The sequence below is a fragment of the Actinomadura sp. 7K534 genome, from assembly GCF_004348575.1.
Classification (GTDB): domain Bacteria; phylum Actinomycetota; class Actinomycetes; order Streptosporangiales; family Streptosporangiaceae; genus Spirillospora; species Spirillospora livida.
Genome location: NZ_SMKB01000022.1, coordinates 33,511 through 54,171 on the forward strand (window position 1 = coordinate 33,511; position 20,661 = coordinate 54,171).

Annotated in this window: 20 protein-coding genes; 11 read left to right on the forward strand and 9 right to left on the reverse strand. The window is 68.5% G+C overall.

What is annotated here, in order from left to right; translation table 11 throughout:
- The first annotated feature begins 13 nt into the window (after positions 1-13).
- The gene (locus E1266_RS07365) at positions 14-1,210 is read left to right on the forward strand and encodes a restriction endonuclease subunit S (protein ID WP_165965968.1); all 1,197 of its coding nucleotides are present in this window, start codon (positions 14-16) and stop codon (positions 1,208-1,210) included.
- A gap of 215 nt (positions 1,211-1,425) precedes the next feature.
- Here the strand turns inward: E1266_RS07365 and E1266_RS07370 are convergent, their stop codons facing one another.
- Positions 1,426-1,641 (reverse strand): hypothetical protein, encoded by a 216-nt coding sequence (locus E1266_RS07370; protein ID WP_132045103.1) that lies wholly within the window; start codon positions 1,639-1,641, stop codon positions 1,426-1,428.
- A gap of 153 nt (positions 1,642-1,794) precedes the next feature.
- Here E1266_RS07370 and E1266_RS39295 point away from each other — a divergent pair, with 153 nt between their 5' ends.
- The 3 genes from E1266_RS39295 to E1266_RS07385 are packed head-to-tail and all read left to right on the forward strand — an operon-like array spanning position 1,795 to position 3,057.
- On the forward strand, positions 1,795-2,607 hold the full coding sequence (locus tag E1266_RS39295) for a helix-turn-helix transcriptional regulator (RefSeq protein WP_132045104.1): 813 nt from the start codon (positions 1,795-1,797) through the stop codon (positions 2,605-2,607).
- A complete protein-coding gene (locus E1266_RS39300; protein WP_243718270.1) occupies positions 2,604-2,807 on the forward strand; it encodes a DUF397 domain-containing protein in 204 nt (67 codons plus the stop codon). Before E1266_RS39295 ends, E1266_RS39300 begins: the two co-directional genes overlap by 4 nt.
- 19 nt (positions 2,808-2,826) lie before the next feature.
- Entirely contained in the window at positions 2,827-3,057 is a 231-nt protein-coding gene (locus E1266_RS07385; RefSeq protein WP_132045108.1) for a DUF397 domain-containing protein, read from the forward strand.
- Positions 3,058-3,283: 226 nt separating this feature from the next.
- Here E1266_RS07385 and E1266_RS07390 read toward each other — a convergent pair whose 3' ends face one another.
- Entirely contained in the window at positions 3,284-3,739 is a 456-nt protein-coding gene (locus tag E1266_RS07390) for a dihydrofolate reductase family protein (RefSeq protein WP_132045110.1), read from the reverse strand.
- Positions 3,740-3,958: 219 nt separating this feature from the next.
- On the opposite strand from E1266_RS07390, the gene E1266_RS07395 reads away from it, so the two are divergent.
- The gene (locus tag E1266_RS07395; protein ID WP_132045112.1) at positions 3,959-4,570 is read left to right on the forward strand and encodes a TetR/AcrR family transcriptional regulator; all 612 of its coding nucleotides are present in this window, start codon (positions 3,959-3,961) and stop codon (positions 4,568-4,570) included.
- A 90-nt stretch (positions 4,571-4,660) separates the two neighbouring features.
- Here the strand turns inward: E1266_RS07395 and E1266_RS07400 are convergent, their stop codons facing one another.
- The 4 genes from E1266_RS07400 to E1266_RS07415 form a co-directional block, all read right to left on the reverse strand.
- Positions 4,661-5,932, reverse strand: coding sequence for a serine/threonine-protein kinase (locus tag E1266_RS07400; RefSeq protein ID WP_165965969.1), 1,272 nt, complete (start codon positions 5,930-5,932; stop codon positions 4,661-4,663).
- Positions 5,933-6,270: 338 nt separating this feature from the next.
- Complete coding sequence (locus E1266_RS07405; RefSeq protein WP_165965970.1) at positions 6,271-8,427, reverse strand: DUF262 domain-containing protein; 2,157 nt, start codon at positions 8,425-8,427, stop codon at positions 6,271-6,273.
- 322 nt (positions 8,428-8,749) lie between these two features.
- Complete coding sequence (locus tag E1266_RS07410) at positions 8,750-8,974, reverse strand: hypothetical protein (RefSeq protein WP_132045118.1); 225 nt, start codon at positions 8,972-8,974, stop codon at positions 8,750-8,752.
- Between the two features lie 65 nt (positions 8,975-9,039).
- Positions 9,040-9,411, reverse strand: coding sequence for a hypothetical protein (locus E1266_RS07415; protein WP_132045120.1), 372 nt, complete (start codon positions 9,409-9,411; stop codon positions 9,040-9,042).
- A gap of 442 nt (positions 9,412-9,853) precedes the next feature.
- On the opposite strand from E1266_RS07415, the gene E1266_RS07420 reads away from it, so the two are divergent.
- The 4 genes from E1266_RS07420 to E1266_RS07435 all read left to right on the forward strand — a co-directional run bounded on the left by E1266_RS07420 (position 9,854) and on the right by E1266_RS07435 (position 11,974).
- Positions 9,854-9,994, forward strand: a complete 141-nt coding sequence (locus tag E1266_RS07420; RefSeq protein WP_243718271.1) for a hypothetical protein — start codon at positions 9,854-9,856, stop codon at positions 9,992-9,994.
- Between the two features lie 65 nt (positions 9,995-10,059).
- Positions 10,060-10,656, forward strand: coding sequence for a DUF6879 family protein (locus tag E1266_RS07425; protein ID WP_132045124.1), 597 nt, complete (start codon positions 10,060-10,062; stop codon positions 10,654-10,656).
- Complete coding sequence (locus E1266_RS07430) at positions 10,629-11,462, forward strand: phytanoyl-CoA dioxygenase family protein (protein ID WP_165965971.1); 834 nt, start codon at positions 10,629-10,631, stop codon at positions 11,460-11,462. Before E1266_RS07425 ends, E1266_RS07430 begins: the two co-directional genes overlap by 28 nt.
- Positions 11,459-11,974 carry a GNAT family N-acetyltransferase gene (locus E1266_RS07435; protein ID WP_243718272.1) on the forward strand — a complete coding sequence of 172 codons (516 nt, stop codon included), beginning with the start codon at positions 11,459-11,461 and terminating at the stop codon, positions 11,972-11,974. Before E1266_RS07430 ends, E1266_RS07435 begins: the two co-directional genes overlap by 4 nt.
- Here E1266_RS07435 and E1266_RS07440 read toward each other — a convergent pair.
- Complete coding sequence (locus E1266_RS07440) at positions 11,965-14,361, reverse strand: tetratricopeptide repeat protein (RefSeq protein WP_132045130.1); 2,397 nt, start codon at positions 14,359-14,361, stop codon at positions 11,965-11,967. The genes E1266_RS07435 and E1266_RS07440 overlap by 10 nt on opposite strands.
- A 303-nt stretch (positions 14,362-14,664) precedes the next feature.
- On the opposite strand from E1266_RS07440, the gene E1266_RS07445 reads away from it, so the two are divergent.
- Entirely contained in the window at positions 14,665-17,790 is a 3,126-nt protein-coding gene (locus E1266_RS07445) for a DEAD/DEAH box helicase family protein (RefSeq protein ID WP_132045132.1), read from the forward strand.
- Between the two features lie 11 nt (positions 17,791-17,801).
- Positions 17,802-19,370, forward strand: coding sequence for a serine/threonine-protein kinase (locus tag E1266_RS07450; protein ID WP_132045134.1), 1,569 nt, complete (start codon positions 17,802-17,804; stop codon positions 19,368-19,370).
- Positions 19,371-19,414: 44 nt separating this feature from the next.
- Here E1266_RS07450 and E1266_RS07455 read toward each other — a convergent pair whose 3' ends face one another.
- Both E1266_RS07455 and E1266_RS07460 read right to left on the reverse strand, forming a co-directional pair.
- Positions 19,415-19,753, reverse strand: a complete 339-nt coding sequence (locus tag E1266_RS07455) for a TraR/DksA C4-type zinc finger protein (RefSeq protein ID WP_132045136.1) — start codon at positions 19,751-19,753, stop codon at positions 19,415-19,417.
- Between the two features lie 132 nt (positions 19,754-19,885).
- The coding region (locus E1266_RS07460) for an alpha/beta fold hydrolase (protein ID WP_132045138.1) at positions 19,886-20,661 on the reverse strand (776 nt) is incomplete at its 5' end.

A 20,661-nucleotide genomic window follows, 5' to 3' on the forward strand; every position in this document is an offset into this window, starting at 1 on the left:
GCGTACCGTCCCGTTGTGGGCGCTCTTCGATCGAGTCAAGGATGTCGGCCATCCTGATGAGGAGATGCTCAGCGTCTATCGCGAGCACGGCGTAGTTAAGAAGAGTGGCCGCGACGACAACTTCAATAAGACTGCCGAAAACAGGAACATCTACCAGCTCGTGGACCCTGGTTGGCTAGTCGTCAACCGGATGAAGGCATGGCAGGGGTCCGTTGGTGTCTCACCCTATCGCGGCATAGTTTCTGGGCACTACATCTGCTTCCGCCCGAAGCATGGCGAAGACCCTCGTTACTTGAACTGGCTGCTAAGGTCACCGCCTTACGCGCTGGAGTACTCGCGCATCTCGCGCGGTGTCCGCCCCAATCAGGTCGAGATCGACAATGACGATTTGCGTGTTCTGCCAGTGCGCCTACCACCGCTGGAGGAGCAGCGGCGGATCGCGGACTTCCTCGACGCCGAGACCGCCCGCATTGATGAGTTGCGAACATATCGTTGCCGTCAGGTCAGTTTGCTGGGCGAGCGCCTATCCAGAATCTGGTACGAGGTTTTCGCTGATCTTGGATTGCGGTACGGTTGGGTGCCGGTGCGTAGATTTGTTGAGTCCCTCGTTGACGGTCCCTTTGGCAGTTCCCTTACGAGCAGTCACTATGTAGACGAAGGGGCGAGGGTTGTCAGGCTGGGCAATATTGGAGCGGTCGAATTCAAGGACGAGAATAAAGCATTCATTGCTCCAAAATATTTCCGCCAGTTGCGTCGCCACGAGGTGGTGGGAGGTGACTTGGTAATTGCTGGCTTGGGTGACGAACAACATCCTTTGGGGCGTGCATGCATCGTGCCTGATACGCTTGGGCCGGCCATCGTCAAGGCGGACTGCTTCAGAGTGAGGCTGGACTCAAATTCAGTACGTCACGACTATGCCGCATGGGCGCTGAGTTCTCCCCAGGGGAATGAGCAGGCGAGAGCGGTTGGTCGGGGGACAACGCGCTCTCGAATCAACCTTGAGGTTGCGAAAACACTGTGCCTTCCTCCCGCGTCGATTGCCGAACAGAAGGCAGCGGTACAACAGATGGCGTCCGTAAGGCGCAGCATTCAGGCTGTCTCCAAGACTTGTGAGACTCAGTTGCGATTGCTTGAGGAGCGGCGGCGGGCGGTTATTACTGCGGCCGTTACGGGGGAGTTGGACGTTACGACTGCTCGGCGCGTGTCTTGACGGGGTGACCCGGAGCGGCTGTCGGCCCAGGGGGGAACCGTAGGCGGCCTGCGCGCTGGGGGAGGCGCAGGTGCCGGGTGCGACAGCCGCTCCGGGAGATCAGCGGTGTTTGCCGACGTAGCCGGAATCGGCCATGGCCATGCTGATGAAGAGGATCATCATCCAGAGGGCGAAGATGGCCACGAGCGTCACGCCGGTGATCGCAAGTGTGAAGATCATAGAGATTCCTCGATCTTGCGCTGGCTGGCGAGCGCCTCGCTGAGCAGCTCGTAACTGTCTTCGACGATGGTCGCGCATAGGCCGTAATAAATCTCTCGGTGTGTGAGAGGTCGGCCGAGGCGGGTGGCCACGAGGCATTTCATCGTCGGTGGCCGGCGTATGTGCCAGCTCGGGTACTGCTCCTGTAGGCGTTCGCGTTCTTGATCGTTCACGGGCGGGGTCCCTGCGAATCGGTTCGGCTTTTCGAGGACGAGCCTGCCAGGCAAGAGTTACCGTGAGCTACGAACCGCTCACCCCCCGATGAGCACCCGAGCAAGGCAGCCGACACCCCCGAACATGCGGGCCGACACCCGGGAGACACCCTGATGGCACCCTCACGTGACACCAACCCGTCCGCCTACCAGGAGATGTTCGTCAACGAGCTGCGGGCGCGGCGCGAAGCGGCTGGTCTCTCCCGTAACAAGCTCGCGGCGGCTCTGGGCTGTACTCCCCAGTGGATCGCCAAGGTCGAGTCATTCGAGAAGCCCCCGTCCGAGGGGCTTGCTGACGACCTGGACACCTACTTCCAGTTGGGCGGCACCTTCCGCCGCATGTTGGAGAAACACTTGGAGGCCCGGAGGAACGGGCTCATTCCGAACGGCTTTCGTCCCCTGGCCGAAGCGGAGCCCGAGGCTTCGCGCATCAGTATCTATGAGCCCCTGCTTCTCACCGGGCTTCTCCAGACTGAGGAGTATGCACGTTTCGTGCTAGGTGCAGGATTGCGCGCCGACAAGGTAGATGAGTTGGTCGCCATACGTATGGAGCGACAGGCCATTCTGCGCAGGCCCGACCCGCCATGGATGTTCGTGCTCATACGTGAAGCGGTCATCCGTGATCTTAGGCGAGAATATCGGGCAGAGCAGTGCAAGCGACTGCTAGACGTCCTGGAGCATCCCAAAATCGCCCTTCAGGTCATCCCGGCAGACGCGGCAGTGTTCCAGCCATGTGGATTTCAGTTGCTCGGCTTCAAGCAGGCGCCCGATGTTGGGTACGTGGACGGAGTGGGGCAGCACGGCCAAGTGCTTACGAACCCACACGATGTGCAGGAACTTGCCATACTCTTCAATGTGATCCGGACCGCCGCGCTGTCGGGTGCGGAGTCCGAAAACCTGATCCGCACGATCATGGAGAGCACGTGAGCACACTGGGATCGTCCCTTCGCTGGCGCAAGAGTTCTCGGAGCGACTCGGAGGGAGGCGCGTGCGTTGAGGTAGCTGCCCTCACCTCGGTTGTGGTCGTGAGGGACTCGAAGGATCCGAATGGACCAGTCTTGGCGTTCGCACGTGAAGCGTTCGGTGCGCTGGCTCGGGACATCCGTGCCGAGAGGTACGACCGTTAGCCACAAGTAGGGAGGTCATATGAGCACGATCAACCCCTCGTCCGTCCACTGGCGCAAGAGCACCTACAGCGACCAGGAGGGCGGCAACTGCGTCGAGGTCGCGTCCTGGCGGACTAGTTCGCACAGCGACTCCTCGGGCGGCAACTGCGTTGAGGTGGGTGGGGGTGTGTCGGTGGTGGCCTTTCGGGATTCCAAGGATTCGGGTGGGCCGGTGCTGGCGTTCGGGCGTCGGCCTTCGGAGTCTTGGTGAGTGACATCCGGGCCGGGCGGTACGACCGGTAGGCGACGTCCGGCCGCAGCACTTCGGGGCCTCACGCCGACGTTCGGCGCGAGGCCCTCGTCGTCCTGGCTCCGTCCCCTCCGGCCGGAAGTGATGGCGGAGCCATGGCGCCGTCGATGTTTCCGGCGGCGTATCACTCAGCGAGTCTGATCCGGAGGAACACAGGCATTCTGGCCCCGCGCCTGACGGTCGGCGCTCAGTGCCGGTCGTTGATGTCGTAGGTGTTGAGCAGGGCGCCGGAGGCGAACCGTCGAGTGTCGGTGAGCCGGAGGTCCCGCTGCGGGTACGTCCCGTTGAACAGGGGCGTGCCGCCGCCCAGGAAGGCGGGATTGATCAGGAGCCGCAGCTCGTCCAGGACGCCGAGGCGGATGGCGGCGGTGGCGGCCTGGCCACCGGCGAAGAAGGCGAGGTCGCGGCCGTCCTGGCGCTTGAGGTCGGTGAGGGCCGCCGCCGGGTCGTCGCCGAGCGGGTGGGAGTTGTGCCAGTCGGTGTCGCGGAGGGTGCGTGACATGACGTACTTCGGCAGCTCGTGCATCCGGCGCCGCTGCGTGGACGAGACCTCCTCGCCGGCCGTCGGCCAGTAGCCGGCGAGCTGCTCGAAGGCCGTCCGGCCGAAGACCATCCCGCCGATCGACTCCAGCACGCCGTCCATGTGGGGGTCTGGAACTCATCGTCGGCGAAACGCCAGTCGATGTCGCCCGCCGGGTCGGCGATGTAACCGTCGACCGACACGTTGATGTGCAGGAACAGGCGTCTCACGGGGTCTCCTCGGGTTTGAAACGGGTGACTTTTTGGTTATTCGACCAAAAAGTCGTACCGAGGCAAGCTGTCACTTTTTGAACGGCATGTCAAGAAGTCGTACGATGCCGTCATGTCACGCACCGGACGGCCGCGCTCCTTCGATGACGACCAGGTCATCGGGAGCGCCCTCGATCTCTTCTGGCGGCGCGGTTACGCGGCCACGTCGCTCCGCGACCTCAAGGAGGATCTCGGCGTGCTGCCGGGCAGCGTGTACGCCGCATACGGCAGCAAGCACGCTCTGTTCCTCCGCGCGCTGGGGCGCTACGCGGACGCCGCCCGGGAGCAGGCCGAGGACATGGCCGCCGAGGGCGCCGTCCTGCCCCGCATCCGGGCGCTGCTCCTCGACGTCCTCCAAGCCGCGCAGGCGACCCCCGGACGCGGCTGCCTGCTGGGCAACACAGCCGCCGAACTGCTCCCCGAGGACGAGGCCGCCGGGCGGCTGGTGCGCGGGGGTTTCGCCGCGCTGGAGGACGGCCTGAAGCAGGCACTCCAAGCCGCGCAGCGATCCGGCGAGGTTCGCGCCGGCATCGACTGCGGAGCCCAGGCCCGCCTCCTGCTCGGCCTCATGCAGGGCCTCCACGTCCTCGCCCGCGCCGAACCCGACCCCCTCCGCCTGACCGATGCCGTCGACGCCGCCCTCGCCGCGCTGACCGACCACTCCGGGACCGACCAGACGTCCTAGCGGCTTCGGCCTCCGGGGCGGCAGTGGGCCGGGCGCACGACGATCACGCGGGCCGCGACGTCCGGCCGCGGCACTCCGGTCCGCTGCGGGTCACTCGTCGGGGACGATGCACAGGGTGGCCGTTCCCTTGTCCTTCTTCGCGGGCAGCACGAGCGTCCGCGTGAACGTGGAGCAGGACGTGCGCTCGTCGTAGCGGTAGACGACGCGGTAGTTCTCCGTCCACGGGAGACCGAGCGCGCAGGGGTGCCTCCGCCAGGTTCCCCAGCCGTCGATGTCGAGACCGTCGGAGTGGACGCAGTCGCCCGCCTTGGCGAGATACGCGGTGGACGCGAACGTCACCATGGTCCCCGCGAAAGCCACGACGACCGCCGCGCAGATCCCGATCACGAGCATTCCCCGGCTGACGCGCGGACGTCGCACGCGCCTCCCGGCCCCCTCCAGGCGCCGGATCCAGGTGGTCGTCCGAGAGGGCGGGTGCTCCTGAGGGCCCGGACGTTGCCGGGAGAGCAGGCGTGCGGTGGGCTTGTCGTCCGGATCTTGCGGGCCGGGGCCGTCGATCAGGTCCAGGGCTTCGGCGGCGGTCGGACGGGTGTCCGGGTCCTTGTCGAGCAGCCTGGTGATCAGGTGCGCGAGCCGCCCGGCCCGCGTCGGCGGCGGAGGCTCGTCCCGCAGCAGCGCCGTGACGGTCTCGGCGACGGTGCCGCGGCGGAACGGGGACACGCCTTCGACGCACCGGTAGAGGGTGACGCCGAGGGAGAACAGGTCGCCGGCGGTGCCGTTGTTCTTGCCGCTCAGCCGCTCCGGCGCGAGGTACTCCATCGAGCCGATGACCGCGCCGGACGCCGTCAGCGCCGTGTCCGCCTGGTGGACCGCGATGCCGAAGTCGGCGAGCAGCGCCTCCCCGGACCCCGCCAGCATGACGTTCGCCGGTTTGATGTCGCGGTGCACGACCCCGGCGGCGTGCGCCGCGTCCAGTGCCTTCAGCAGCACCTCGGCGATCTTCGCGGCTTCCTCGGCGGAGATCGTCCCCGCCTTCCTGAGCCGGTCCTCAAGGGAGAGCCCGTCGACGAGGCGCATGACGATCCAGGGGACGTCGTCCACGATCACCACGTCGTGCACGGGGATGATGCCGGGATGGTCCCGCAGCCGCGCGGCGTTGCGGGCCTCCCGCCTGGCCCGGGTGAGGAACTCGGCCCGCTCCGCGTCGGACGCGGCCGGCGGCACCCGAACCTCCTTGACCGCGACGTCCACGCCGAGGGTCTCGTCATGGGCCTTCCAGACCCGCCCGAAGCCACCCGACCCCAGCTCCTTGACGAGCCGGTACCGTCCGCCGATCCGGTCCAGGTGCGCCTCCTGCGTCACGCGCGTCCTCCACTGTCCGGCACCGCCTGAACGGAAGTTGATTATGTCCCAAGTGCGGCTGATGAAGGAGGGCGAAGCGCGTAGCTGACGGCGGCCGTGGGACGAAGGTCTTCGAGCAGGCCGCTACACCTGATTCACCGGCGAAACCGGTAGGGAGCAGCCCATCGCCTTCAACGAATTCAACGCGGGCTTCATCGCCCGCACTGTCACCCGCGACCGCGTCCCTGCGATCGTCCGTCACACGGACGCCTTGACCGGTGGCCGCCCGTGCCCGGACGACTGGCCGCCCACTACCGCCGCCGCCAGCGCGACGGCCCGCCACAGACCGCGCATCCCCCTTATCCCTCCACGCGCCGCACTCGGAGGTACCACGAGCGGAGCTCCTTGATGGGCGTCAGTCCATCCCGGGCCTGCACGCGCCAGAAGTCCCAACCGTTGTAGCTCTGCCTGCGCGCCACAGCGGCGGCCGCCATGGACGGCGAGTTGTAGATCTCCCCTGTGTCGACCTTGATACGGCCGTCCTCAAGAACCGTCGCCCAGTGGTCGACACCCTTGTGTCGTCCCACGATGCGGTCGCCTCCGACAAGAAGATCGTGCTCGATCAGCTCCGCGAAGGTGACGTTGTAGCGTGCGCGCGTACGGGGCCGCTGCCGCGGCGCCGTCGTCGTTGCGTGACCCGTGAAACCCAGCCGTTCGGGATCCCAGATAATCTGGCAGAGGCGCTGGTAGAGCTGCTGCCGCAGTCTGATGTCCGAGACGACGAAGTCGTCGGCGGACGACTGGACCAGGTCGCTCAGGCCGTGCTTCGTCAGGAATGTCTTCAGCGGCCTGTTCTTTAGGTGCGTCTCCGGGTGCAGGGACGCGGCCAAAACGTGCTGGTTCCGGTAGTACGAGACCTTCTTCCGGTACGGATCGTCGCTGTAACTCGCGTTGTCGGAGGGCGGTAGCAGCAAGAGCGCCCCCAGGCGGTTGCGCCAGGAGTGGAACTCGTCCTCGGTCTTAACTTGGTCGCTGTAGCGGTCGAAGTGGACGGCCCAGATGTGTTCGATCTGGTAGGGCTCGTTCAGGTAAGCGTCGATCAAGTTTGGACGCTTGAGGCCCTTCTCGGTGAACGCCGTCATCCGCGCCAGGATGTAGCGTACGTGGCGGCGGTTGCTCGGGCCCAGCGAGTAGGCCGCGAAATCCTCGAAGCCGTTCCACTCCTTCGCGATCTCCGGTGCGAGCACGTTCGCGACCTCCTGTGGCGTGACGCAGGCGCGCAGGAGCGGAATGAGCCGGTGGATGTCATCGTTCAGGTCGGAACCGTGCTGCGCGTGCGCGGAGATGAGTCGATGCACGAACAGCAGATCGAGGAACGCAGCGATGAGCCGGGCCTTCTCTGCGACGACGTCCGGTTCATCTTGGGGCAGGAGTGCCGCGAAGATCAGGTGCATCTGGAGGTCGATGCCGTTGACCGCGTTGTAGAAGAGAGGCTCCAGCCCCTCCACCGGTCGCCTCGTCGCGGATAGCAGGTCGCCGAACACCTTGCCCAGCTGGACGAAGTCCCTGGCTACGAACGTGGCGAAGTCGGACGACTTGCGGAGGCCCATCCGCTCGTGGTTCTCACGGACCCATTCGTGAAAGGCCCCATTGATCCAGGACCGGTCGTCCCTATCGTCCCGGACGGCATCGGCGTAACGCCCGATCAGCAGTGCCTTGACGAAGTCGCTCGCGCCCGCGCCGTCCAGGATCGACAGTTTGGAAACGACGCCGCGCCAAGAGGCGTCGAGGTCCTGCCGCTGTGCCTCCACGGACCGGGCCAGCAGGAAGGTCTTCAGTAGATCGATGGGCCCCGCCCGGACCCCACGATCGTTCATCGTCTCGAAGATCTCCCAGCCTTGATCCCGCCCAGGTGCCCGGATGCCGACCAGGCACACCCGGCGCAGCAGCCAGTCATGGAAGTAGAGCAGGGCCTCGCCCTTCAGTTCAGAGGGGAACTCCTCGTCGAGCGTAACGGCGGCGGAATGGAGAGCACGGACGGACGGGGACGCGTCATTCGCGGGCAGGAACGGCGCACCCTTCGCCAGCGCGTCGAGAAGTGGCTCGCGTTCGGCGATGTCGATCGTGTACGCGTTCTTGCCGTACTCGCGGCGCCGGATGAGCGTCGACAACTCCGCCGCGTCATCGCCCTGTCCGTGATCTTCCAGGAGACGCCTGACCCGCAGCAACAGTAGGTGGAGCGTGGTCAGGCGCTGCTGCCCGTCGACGAGATAGGTGATCCCGCCTTCCTGGTAGTACACATAAGGGCCCAGGAAGTACTGGGGATACCCGCTGACCTGGTCGCGGGCGTGATCGGTCCGCCAAGCGGCCAGGAAGCGGCGGCGCAGGTCATGCAGCAGTTGAAGTACCTGTGCTCGCTGCCACGTGAACTCGCGCTGATAGGGATCCAGTCGATATCGGCGATCGAAGAAGAGTTGCCGAACCGCCTCGCCTCGCCCGTCAATGGAGTCCGCCACGAACCGCAGCATAGGGGAATCAGACGGTCACTGAGCCTTATCGGCGGCAGTTTTGAGACTCTGATCAGAGCATGATCGCGGATGGCGTGGGTGGTGCCGGACGTCAAGAGGTCCCTGGTAGGGCGGTTGATCTCTCACAACCCCCGTCCCACTTAGTTAGCGGTGGCACTACCGGCGAAGGGAGATCTTAAGCGTCACGCCCGGAGCCGCAGCTTGATCGGGTCGAGGCCAAGGGTGGCGGAATCTCAGGCGCTGGCGCAAGTGATGCAGGTGCTGGGCGGTTGGGCGGGCCTCCGCAGCGTTCGCAGGTGCCGTAGGTGCCTTAGCAGACGCGGCGCAAGGCGTCGTCGATCTCGGCCAGATTCGTGCGGGCGCGGCTCAAAGATGCCCCGATCCGGGCGCGCTCGAAGGCGATGGTGGCGCCCTCAGGGTCATGCTCGTCGTCCACGTTGGCCTCGACGACGCCGTCCCAGTCGCCGCTGAGCGACGCGATGAGGCTGAGCGTGTCGGCGCGGTCCGCGCTCAGCCGTTCTTCCGCCGTGGTCATCCCATCTGCAACGCCTTCGCGCCGCACTCCATTTCGGGCCGGGCGTGGACACCCTCATTTCCGGGTCACCACACTGACCAGACGCTGAGGCCGTCGGCGGGCAGCGTCGGCAGTGACTCGCTGCCCCGAACCGAGCCGAGCAGCTTGCCGGTGCAGCCCGCGTCCGAATACACGAACAGGGCAACCGGGACGCCCGTGCCGTCCCGGTGCGTGCTGGCGACGGACCGCAGCGGGAACGGCGCGTCGATGCATCCGGCGCCCGGCGGGAACGTCGTGACCAGGCCGACGAACCCGGCTCCCGACCACCCGCACAGCGACTCGGCCGGACAGTCCCAGGGGCCCGGCGCCGGCGTCGCGGAGGCGGACGACACCGGCAGTACCGCCGCGGCCGCCGCCACCGCCGTGACCAGCGAGGCGCGAGTCAAGGTCCGCCACATGGGCGCGCTCCCTCCGTAGACGCTCTGGCCCCACAGGTTCGCCCAGGATTCCGATGCGGTCTAGCGGCCCGTGAAAGATTTCACGGGCCGGCTGATCGGGTTCCGGGCGCCGGTGCGTATGAATGGTCAAGAAACCCCGGTCCGCCGTATGGCGGGGCCGGCGGAGAAGCGCGTGACCGTATCCGGCCAGAGTATGCGTAGAGTGACAAGTAAGTGCCGGTATTTCAGCTCTGGGTCGTGTGAGCTGCGATTGTTCTCGTTATGGACCGATAGAATCTGAAATGAGGTCATCGTCACGCACGGTGTTTATGGGAGTACGGTTGACGCTCCTCCGTGGTCGATATATATAAGTCGTGAAGAGTAATATCGGCAAGGCGAGGACCGTGCCATGACACTCAGGTTGATCGGCGGTTCGGGGTGCGGTAATGGTCCGTGTCCTGCGGTGTACGAGACGGAGAACAAGACCATCGTGGTCCAGGGCTTCGTCGTCGACCCGGAGCAGACGGGCCTCGCGCTGCCGCCCGGCGAGGGCGCCGTGGAGATCCCGCGCTACATCCTTGAGCGGGCGCTCGCCGCCGACTGACCGCGCAGGCCGGCACCGCTTGAGGCACCGGTCCGTCACACGGGAGAATTGCCATCATTCTCAACATGGAAGAGTTCGGCCGGCTCTTCTCGGAGTTCAGGTCGTCGGCGACGCGCATCGAGACGCTCGACGTCTATTCGGTGCCGGAGGAACGCGACAACCTCGACCTCTACCGTTCCGGGGCGCCGCTGCCGCCGGACCGGAACGAGGAATGGGCGCGCAACATCCGGGAGTGCGTCGCGGCCGGCAAGTACATGGGCAGGGTGCACATCATCGACCACGTCCTCACGCCGTATCTCCAGTTCGAGATCGACTGGTACTACGCGGTCAACGGCGCGGCGGGCGAGGACATCCGGTTCATTTATCGCGACGACGTGCCCGACCTCTTCTACACGGACACGTGGCTCTTCGACGACGAGATCGTCGTGGACCTGAGCTACAACCGCTCCGGCGAACTCCTGTACATCAACAGGAACGACGATCCGAAGCGGCGGGAGCAGGCGCGGACCGCCTGGCGGGAGTTCTACGTCCGGTCCTTCCCGCTGGCCGACCTCCTGGCCAAGGTCCGCGGCGCCGAGCTGGATGTGCCGCGCTCGCCGCTCGACCTCCGGACCGCATGGGCGAAGGAGCACGCATGCGCGTCGAAGGCCACCCGGACCTGAGCACCGACTTCGTCCTCAGCGACCAGGCGGCCGGCTACCCGCGCCGGACGGTCACCACCACGGCGCGACCGGACGACCTCGACGCGGTCGTCCGGTCCGGCTACCTCGTCCGGCGAGGGCTGCTGGACGGTGCCACGGCCGCCCTCCTCGCGGACGCCGTACTGCGGCTCGCCAAGGCCGAAGACGGCCGTCCCGAAGCCGAGAGCCTCCCCGGCGAGAGCATCTACCTCCGGTCGCTGCTCGACAAGGACCCGGTGTTCCACCCGCTTCTGCGACTGGAACCGGCGCTGTCGATCGCGCGGACGCTGCTCGGCCCGCAGGTCTGGATCGATCTGGAGGCCCGGCTGAACCACGCGGGCCGGGCCGGGGTCGCGGTGCCCTGGCACGCCCACCTGCCCGTCATCCCCGACCCGCTCCCGGCCCTGTTCAGCTACCCCCACCAGATCCACTGCCTCGTCTACCTGGACCGGATCACCGAGAAGGAAGGCGCCCTCTGCCTGCTGCCCGGCTCGCACCGCCTGGGCGACCTGCGCATCCCGCTCGGTGACCAGGGCGACCGGGACGGGCAGGTCGAGTTGTTCTTCGAGCCCGGCGACGCGGTCCTCATCCACGCCGGGCTCTGGCACCGGACCGTCCCGTCCGGCGCCGCCGCCGGATACCGCCGGCTGCTCCTGCTCGGCTTCGTCCCCTCCTGGCAGCGGCCCAGCACCGCGTGCGGCGTTCCACCGGAACGTGCGCTCACGGAGGACCTCGCCCGGGAAGGGGACGCCGAGACCCGCGAACTGCTCGGCGAGTTCCGGTGGTGACCGTCCGGCTGCGCCCGCTGGAGGAGGCCGACCTCCCCGTCTTCGAACACGCCTACTCCACCCGGGACGGCGCCGGGGAACACCAGTGGTTCGGGTTCAGCCCGCCCGGCCGCGGCCTCGCCGAGATGGGGGCGCTCGGACCGCACGGCGGACGGCTGACCGTCACCGCCGACGACCGAGCCGCCGGAAGCGCGTTCTGGTTCCGCCGGGAGTGGGGTCCGGCCGAGACGTCCTGGTGCTGGGAGGTGGCCCTGCACATCGTCGCGGAGCAGCGGCGCCGCGGCCTCGGCACACAGGCGTTGACCCTGCTCACCCGGTACCTGTTCGACCACACCCTCGCCTGGCGCGTCCAGGCCGTCGCCGACGCCGCCAACACCGCCTCCCAGCGGATGATCTCCCGGGCGGGATTCACCCGGGAGGGCGTGCTGCGCGCCGCCCAATGGCGTGAGGGGCGCCGCCACGACCAGGTGCTCTACTCGCTGCTGCGCGACGACCCGCCGCGTCAGCCCTGATCCTCGTAGATCACGAGGGCCTCCGACCGGAGCTCCACGGACCGCGGATCGTCGTAGCGGGCGAGGACCGCCAGCCCCTCGGTCACGTGCAGCTCGCCCATGTCGTGATCCCCGGCCGCCGTCAGGGCGTCGCCGAGACGCAGGAGGCTCTTGCCGCGCTTCCACTCGTCGCCCACCATTCCGTGCACCGCGGCGGCGCGGCGGTGGAAGTCCACGGCCTCCGGCAGCCTGTCCAGCGCCCGGTACGCGCGGCCGGTGCCGTCCAGGGCCATCGCCTCCCGGCTCGGGTCGCCCTCGCGGCGAAACGTCACGGCGGCCTGCTGGGTCGAGACGAGCGCCTCGGCGGGCAGCCCGGCGGCGAGCTGCGCCTTGCCCAGGTACAGCAGCGCCGTCCCCTCCCACAGCGGGTTGTCCATGTGGCGGGCGATCGACACCGCCTCGTCCGCCGCCGCGAGGGCCTGCGCCGCGTCACCGCGCCGGCGTGCGAGCAGGCTGAACGCCGTCAGCACCATCGACTCGTAGAGCCGGTCGCGCATGTCCCGGAACGCGGTCAGCGACCCGGTGAGCTCCTCCTCCGCGGCGTCGTGCCGTCCCAGCTGGCAAAGGGCATAGCCGAGGCTGTAGCGGACGGTCGCGGTCCAGTACGGGTCATCGAGGTCGCGGACGATCGTCAGCGCCTGCTCCAGCACCGAGCGCGCGTCCTTCGGCTCGTGCGCGAACAGGTGGACCCAGCCGAGCCCGTTGAGGGCCTTGGCCATGCTCAGCGGGTCGTTCAGCTCCCGGTGGATGTCCAACGCCCCGCGGTGGTAGCGCCTGGCGTCGTCGAGCTGCAATGTCATCCGGGAGAGGCGTCCGAGGCTCTCGCACAGGGCCGCCTCGCCTTCCCGGAAACCAAGGGTCCGCGCGGCGGACAGCCCCGTCAGGGCCGTCTCGCGCCAGTCATGCACGTGGTTGTAGGTCGCGTAGATCCGTTCCAGGACGATCGAGAGCCGCCACGCCAGTTGCAACTGCCCGGTGTCCGCCGCCGCCTGGACGGCCCCCGCGAGGTTCTGCTTCTCCAGCGCGTACCACTCGGCGGCCTGCTCGCGGCCCGTGAACCTCACCCGAGGCGCGTCGGCGGGCGGATCGACGGTGAACAGGAGGGTCGTGTCATGGGCGATGGACAGCGCGCACTCGTATGCGCCGTGCAGGTACCAGGCGCACACGCGCCGCACCGCGTCGAGCTGCTCGCCCTGGGGGATCTCGTACCTGGCCCTGTCGACCGCGTAGGCGCGCAGCAGGTCGTGGAACCCGTAGCGGCCGGATCCCCGGTTCTCCAGCAGGTAGGCGCCCGCCAGGACGTCGAGCGGGCCGCGCACCCGGTCACCGGGCCCGGACAGGACCGCCGCCACCGCCTCGCTGAACTCCCCGCCGGGATGCAGCCCGAGGAGGCAGAACAGGCGGGCGGCGGCCGGCGGCAGGGCACGGTACGACCAGGCGAAGACGGTCCGGACCGCCTCGGCCTCCTCCTCGTCGCCGGTGGACAGCGCGTCCCACAGCGACGACTCGTCCCGCAGGTCCGCGATCAGCTCCCCGAGCGGCATTCCGGGGCGGCTCGCCGCGCGCTCGGCGGCGATGCGCAGCGCCAGCGGCAGGTGGGCGCACAGCCGGGCCAGTTCGGCGAGCTCCTCCGGATCGTCACCGGACCGGTAGTCCGACGTCGTCTCGGTGAGCAGCGCGACCGACTCCTCCTCGGAGAGCGTGCCGAGGATCGTCCGCTTCGCGGGGGCGCGGATCAGGAGCCCCGACATGCTGCCGCGACTCGTCACGATCGCCAGGCTGTGCCCCATTCCCGGAATGAGGGGCCGGACCTGTGCGGCCGTCCCCGCATTGTCGAGAATGACCAGCATATGGCGGTCAGAGAGAATTGTTCGGTACAGGCTGGACTTGGCCGCCACGTCGTTCGGGACGGCGGACGCGGGAACGCCGAGCGCGAGCAGGAAACCCTCCAGCGCCTGATCCGGCGTGACCGGAACGCCGGGGTCGTAACCCCGGAGATCGACATAGAGCTGGCCGTCCGGAAACTCGTCGCGCACGCGGTGCGCCCAGTGCAGCGCCAGCGACGTCTTCCCGACCCCGGCCGTCCCCGCGATCACATAGGCGACGACGCCGCCGTCCGCGCCCTCCCGCCGGGCGGTGAGCAGGTCGTCCAGGCGCCCGAGGTCGGCCTGGCGGTTGACGAAGACCCGGACGCCGCGCGGTAATTGCCGCGGTGCGGTGTGGGTGCCGCGGCCGTAGTGGAAATGGATCCCGCCGCTGATATCGCGGGCTTGCACGACATCGCTCGCGCTGCCCGACATGGTGGAACGAGTACCGGGCTCGGCGGGATCATGATGGCTGTCCGACATGCGACCACCCGTCACTCAGCGGCGTTTCCAGACTACGGTGCCCGACCCCGCCGGCGTATACGGCCCCGAGGCCAGCTAAGGACACCTGGCCGTGCGAATTTCGAGGCTTCGAAGGGCCTTTACAAAAGGCAGGACAGAGCGACCATGCCGGTGTGCGCCGACTTGCGAGGCCGGCTCCGCCGCGGCGCACGCCGACGAAGGGGAGTGTTAACTTCGTTAACATCCTGAAAGCAGTGGCGATCTGCTCACGGTGTGCGTACAGTGGGCGCGGTAGACCAGACGTGAGGCCGGGCGAGGTGTTGTGTGGGCGCGAGGGTGTACGGAGAGAAGACGTTCGAGGACGCCGTCGAGAGTGCATTGATCGACCACGGATGGGCGCCGGGTGAGCCGGGGAACTACGACCGGGAGCTGGCGCTCGACACGGCCGAGCTGGCGGTGTTCCTCGGGCGGACCCAGCCCCGGGAGTGGGAACGGCTGCGCGGCGCCTACGGGGACGATCCGGCCGGGCCGTTCGCGCGGCTGGTCGGAAAGGAGGTCGACGCGCGGGGCGCGCTCGACGTGCTGCGCACGGGCGTCAAGGACAAGGGGATCCGGTTCCGGCTCGCGTTCTTCCGGCCCGCGCACACCCTCGCGGCCGGGGCGCTCGACGACTACCGGGCGAACCGGCTGACGGTGACGCGGCAGCTCCACCACTCCGCGGACGACCCCGCGCACTCGGTCGACCTCGCGTTCTTCGTCAACGGGATACCGGTCGCGTCCGCCGAACTGAAGAACCCGGCGACCGGGCAGACCGTCGCCGACGCGCGGGCCCAGTACCGGCGCCGCGACCACAAGGCCGTGTTCTTCGCGCGGCGCACGCTCGTCCACTTCGCCGTGGACACCGACCTCGTGTTCCTCACGACGCGGCTCGCCGGGAACAAGACGCGTTTCCTCCCTTTCAACCGGGGCTCGAACGGGCCGGGGAAGTCGGGCTCGGCGGGCAACCCGCCCGTCGGCGAATCGGCCTACCGGACGTCCTACCTGTGGGAGCAGGTCCTCCAGCGCGACAACTTCCTAGAACTGCTCCAGCAGTACCTCCACGTGGAGGACGCCGACGCCAAGGCGGGCAGGGCCCCCTCCTTCAAGCCGTTCGCCGCGCACACGCAGCCGCTCATCTTCCCCCGCTTCCACCAGTGGCACGCGGTGAAGAAGCTCGTCGCCGACGCCCGGGAGAAGGGCGCGGGGGAGAACTACCTGATCGAGCACTCGGCTGGGTCGGGGAAGTCCAACACGATCGCGTGGCTCGCGCATCGGCTCTCCACGCTGCACGACAGCGCGAACGAGCCGGTGTTCGACAAGGTCATCGTGCTGACCGACCGGCTCGTCCTGGACAAGCAGCTCCAGGACACCATCTACCAGTTCGAGCAGGTCCAGGGCGTGGTGGAGAAGATCGAGAAGGACTCGGCACAGCTCGCCGAGGCGCTCACCGGGGCACGCGCCCGCATCGTGATCACCACGCAGCAGAAATTCCCGTTCGTCCTGGACAAGGTCCGCGACCTGTCCCGGCGCAAGTACGCGATCGTCATCGACGAGGCGCACTCGTCGCAGGGCGGCGAGGACAACGCGGCGCTGAAGAAGGCGCTCGGGGCCCGGACCGAGGACGAGTCCGGCGACCCGCTCACGTCGGCGGCGCTGGCGCGCGGCAGGCAGCCCAACCTGTCGGTCTTCGCGTTCACCGCGACGCCCAAGAAGAAGACCCTCGACCTGTTCGGCACCTACGACGCGCGGGCCGGTCGGAACAGGCCCGTGCACGTCTACTCGATGCGGCAGGCCATCGACGAGGGATTCATCCTCGACGTGCTCCGGAACTACGTCACCTACAAGACGTACTTCAAGCTGTCGCAGGCCGCCGCCGACGAGGCCGAGCGGATGGTCGACCCCCGCAAGGCCAAGGCGCAGATCGTCCGGCAGGCGCTGTGGTCGGAGGCGTCCACCGCGCTCCGGGCGAAGATCATCGTGGACCATTTCCGGTCGCACACCGCGCCCCGCATCGGCGGGCGGGCCAAGGCGATGGTCGTGACGCCGCTGCGGGCCGACGCGCTCCGCCTCTACCAGGCGATCCGTACGTACGTGGACGAACGCGGATTCACCGACTGCGGTGCGCTCGTCGCCTTCTCCGGGGCCCTGCGGCCTGAGGACGACGGCCCCGAGTACACCGAGGCCAAGCTGAACGGGTTCCCCGAACGGGAGCTTCCGGCGCGGTTCGCCTACACGAGGGCCGACGACCGGCGCGCCGGGACCGTCCCGAATCAGGAGTACCGCATCCTCGTCGCGGCCGACAAGTACCAGACGGGCTTCGACCAGCCGCTCCTCACCACGATGTACGTGGCCAAGCCGCTCGCCGACGTCGCCGCCGTCCAGACCCTGTCGCGCCTGAACCGCACCCACCCCGGCAAGACCCAGGAAGACCTGTTCGTGCTGGACTTCGTGAACAAGCCGGATGACATCCTCGAAGCGTTCCAGCCGTTCTACGAGACGACGATCAGCGAACCGACCGACCCCGACCTGCTGTACGCCAAGGAGCGCGAGGTCCACGCCTACCGCCTGCTCGTCGAGTCGGAGATGCGCCGGTTCTTCGAGGCGCTCAGCGGTGAACGGGCGAAGGCGGCCGATGAACGCGAGCTGATCAGGGCGCACGGGAGGCTGTACCGGTGGCTGCAACCGGCCGTCGACCGGTTCACCGCCCTCACCGCCGAGGAGCCCGACAAGGCCGAGGCGTTCCGGGGCGCGCTGCGCGACTTCGTCCGCGCCTACGGGTTCCTCTCCCAGGTGATCGGCTACAACGACGACGACCTCGAACTCCTCTACCAGTACGGCCGGTTCCTGCTGAACAGGCTCCCGCCGCGCGGGCAGGAGGCCGCCGTGGACGTCGGCGAGGTCGAACCCAGCCATCTGCGGATCGAGAAGAAGGGCGAGAGCGAGCTGCGGCTCAGCGCCGACGGCGACCAGGAGGTGACCGGGCTGCTCGGCGGCGCGGCCGGCCCGTCCGCCGACCCCGACGAACTGACCCTCGCCGAGCTGATCGACCGCGTCAACGACGAGTACGGCACGAACTTCTCCACGGCCGACAAGATCCTCGCGGGGCAGTTCACCGTCGCGGTCGCCGAGGACCCGCAGCTCGCCGCGATCGCGCTGAACAACCCCCGGGAGGTGTTCGAGCGGGAGGTCGAGAAGGACGCCGACCGCATCCTCATCGAGCGGGCGGGGGCCAACGACGCGCTCGTGCAGCGGTACTTCGCGGACGAGAAGGTGAACCGGCTGTTCAAGCAGATCGCCAAGCGGCAGGCGTACGACATGATCCGGCGGCCGGTGCGGCGGGAGGCCGAGCGCCGCGCCACCGCCGAGCGGCTCGCCGAGAACCGCCGGACCCGCCCGGCTCGTCCCGAGTAGCGTTGCGTCCCATGGGAGAGGCCGACGAGGCGGGCGGACGGCTCATCGCCGGCCGGTACCGGTTGCGCGCCCCCCTCGGCGCCGGTGGCATGGGCGAGGTCTGGGAAGGCTACGACGAGCGGCTCGGCGGCCGCCGAGTCGTCGTCAAGATGATGCTCGACGAGCGTCCCACCGAGCTGTGGCCCGCCGCGGAGGCGCTGGAGATCCGCCGGGAGCGGTTCTTACGCGAGGTCCGGACGACGGCCGCGATCGAGCACCTCGGCATTCCCGCCGTGTACGACGCGGGCGTCTCGGGTGGGCGGCTGTTCATCGCCATGCAGCTCCTGCACGGCCGCGAAGTCCAGACCGTCATCGACGAGACCGACCACGAAACCGAGCCCTTCCCGGTGGCGCGGGCCGCCGCGATCGGCGCGCAGATCGCGTCCGTCCTGGACGAGGTGCACCGGCAGGACGTCGTGCACCGTGACGTCAAGCCCTCGAACCTGATGCTGACGCCCGGCGGCATCGTGAAGGTCCTGGACTTCGGTGTCGCGTCGCTGCTCGGCTCCGGCGACAACCCGCGCCTCACCCAGGTCGGCATGACGGTCGGCACACCGCCCTACATGTCGCCGGAGCAGACCCTCGGCAACAGCGTCGGGCCCACCTCCGACGTGTACGCGCTCGCGTGCGTCCTGCACGAGGTGCTCACCGGCCGTCCGCCGTTCGCGGAGTCCGCGTCGCGCTCGCACCAGTGGCACCACATCCACTCTGCGCCGCCGCGGATCCGCGCCGCCCGGCCGGACGTCCCGGAGGAGATCGAGTCGCTCCTGGTTGCGATGCTGGCGAAGGAACCCGACGACCGGCCCGGCGCCGCCGACGTGTACGAGCGGCTGCTGCCGTTCGCGTCCCGTCCCGCCGGACCGGGCGTTCCGCCCGACCTCGCCGACCTGGACCCGTGCCTGCCGTTCCTCCGCCCGCTCGGCGGCCGGCTGCGCCGCCGCGCCCCGGCCGCGCCGGCGCCGCCCGCGCCCGCGCTCACCGAACGGGAGATCTCCGAGATCGGCGAGCGCGTCGAGGCGCTGCTGAACGACGACCTCTTCGTGGAGGCGTTCGACGTCCTCGAAGACGCCCGTGCACGGGCGGGGGACGCGCCGCTCGGCAACGAGATGTCCTTCCGGCTCGCCACCGCCAAGTTCATCGCGGGCCGCCACACCGAGGCCGCCGCCCTGTTCACCGAGGTCGGCGCCTACTTCACGGACCGGTACGGACCCGACGACCCCGACGCGCAGGTCGCCCGCTACTACCTGGCGCAATGCAGGGACGAAATGGGCGACGTGAGCGGCGCCACCGCCGCGTTCCAGGATGTGGCCGGGGCCGCTTTCGACCCCGCCGACACCGCCGCCGTGGAACGGTACTTCGACGCGCTCGCCTCACTCATGCGGCTGCACGCGGTGGCCCGGCGCCCGGACCTGCTCGCCGGCACGGCGCAGGTCATGCGGGACGCCGTGCAGCGGTACCGCCCGGACGACGCGGCGGAGATGCTCGCCGAACTCGACGCCTACCTCGCCCGCCTCGCCCGCCTGCTCGACGTCGGACGATGACCGTGGTGTTTCAGTGACCGCGGTGTTTCAGTGACCGTGGTGTCTCAGGTGGCGGCGCAGGTTATGCACGTGCGGGCGGTGGGGCGGGCCTCAAGGCGGCCTGGGGCGATCGGGCCGCCGCAGCGTTCGCAGGTGCCGTAGGTGCCGCCGTGGATGCGGCGCAGTGCGTCCTCGATGTCGGCCAGGTGCGCGCGGGCTCGGCTCAACGATGCCTCGATCCGGGCGCGCTCGTAGGCGATCGTGGCGCCTTCCGGGTCATGCTCGTCGTCCACGTTGGCGTGCGCCGACGCTTCGACTACGCCGTCCCAATCGCCGCTCAGCGACGCCATGAGTTTGAGCGTGTCGGCGCGGTCCGCGATCAGCCGTTCTTCCGCCGTGGTCATCCCATTTACAACGACCCCGCGCCGCACCCCATTCCGAACCGCGCGCGGACGCCCCCGGTCTTGGGTTCTCCGCGAGGCCGAGAACGGCCGTGGTGTGCTCCCGGCCGGAGCGCACCACGGGAACCGAGCGGATCAGAAGAGGCAGCGGACGGGTTTCTGTGCGTCGTCAGGGGCCAGTGCGTTGGCGATGAGCTGGTGGGTGACGGGGCTGGCGACGATGACGCCGTGCTCCGCGATCGCGCGGGGGCACACGTCCTGGAGCAGGATGTTGGTCACGTCGTCGCCCGTGAGGAACTGCGACTGGTACGGGGTGACGATCTCGTCGTACCTGGTGACGATCGTGGTGTACTCGACGCCGGGTTCGGTCTGGCCGCCGGCGTTGAGCGCGGTGAGGAAGTCGGAGCCCCTCACCTGCTGGTAGCAGGAGTAGCAGACGTAGCCGCCGAGGTCGACGATGCCGAACCGCTTGGCCAGCTCGGTCAGGCCGAAGAGGTCCGTCCCGGCGTTGGACGGCGCGATGCCGACCAGGTGGCGGACGTGGGCGGCGCCGCCGAGGTTCTTCAGGTAGTAGCGCGGCATCATGCCGCCCTGGGAGTGGCCGACGAGGTCGACCTCGTCGGCGCCGGTGGCGGTCTTCACCTGGGTGACGAACGCGGCCAGCTGCCGTGCGGAGATCGTGATGTCGCCGGTGCCCTGGATGAAGGCGTTCGGCGCACCGCCGTAGTTGAAGGCGTAGACGCAGTGCCCGGCCCTCCGCAGCGCCGGGACGGTGGCGAACCAGTTGTCGAGGGCGTTGGCGAACGTGCCGTGGACGAGGACGAGCGGTACGGGCCGTGACTGGGAGCGGCAGGACCAGTCGTTGACCCCGGGCGGGAGCAGGCCGGGGACGGGGGCGTCGGGGTCACTGG

Bases quoted from the DNA above. Each gene is read 5' to 3' on its own strand.
- E1266_RS07385 (WP_132045108.1), top strand. From the start codon at position 2,827: ATGAGCACGATCAACCCCTCGTCCGTCCACTGGCGCAAGAGCACCTAC.
- E1266_RS07450 (WP_132045134.1), top strand. From the start codon at position 17,802: ATGGGAGAGGCCGACGAGGCGGGCGGACGGCTCATCGCCGGCCGGTAC.
- E1266_RS07440 (WP_132045130.1), bottom strand. From the start codon at position 14,361: ATGTCGGACAGCCATCATGATCCCGCCGAGCCCGGTACTCGTTCCACC.
- E1266_RS07410 (WP_132045118.1), bottom strand. From the start codon at position 8,974: ATGACCACGGCGGAAGAACGGCTGAGCGCGGACCGCGCCGACACGCTC.
- E1266_RS07430 (WP_165965971.1), top strand. From the start codon at position 10,629: ATGCGCGTCGAAGGCCACCCGGACCTGAGCACCGACTTCGTCCTCAGC.
- E1266_RS07425 (WP_132045124.1), top strand. From the start codon at position 10,060: ATGGAAGAGTTCGGCCGGCTCTTCTCGGAGTTCAGGTCGTCGGCGACG.
- E1266_RS39295 (WP_132045104.1), top strand. From the start codon at position 1,795: ATGGCACCCTCACGTGACACCAACCCGTCCGCCTACCAGGAGATGTTC.
- E1266_RS07395 (WP_132045112.1), top strand. From the start codon at position 3,959: ATGTCACGCACCGGACGGCCGCGCTCCTTCGATGACGACCAGGTCATC.
- E1266_RS07390 (WP_132045110.1), bottom strand. From the start codon at position 3,739: ATGGACGGCGTGCTGGAGTCGATCGGCGGGATGGTCTTCGGCCGGACG.
- E1266_RS07455 (WP_132045136.1), bottom strand. From the start codon at position 19,753: ATGACCACGGCGGAAGAACGGCTGATCGCGGACCGCGCCGACACGCTC.
- E1266_RS07415 (WP_132045120.1), bottom strand. From the start codon at position 9,411: ATGTGGCGGACCTTGACTCGCGCCTCGCTGGTCACGGCGGTGGCGGCG.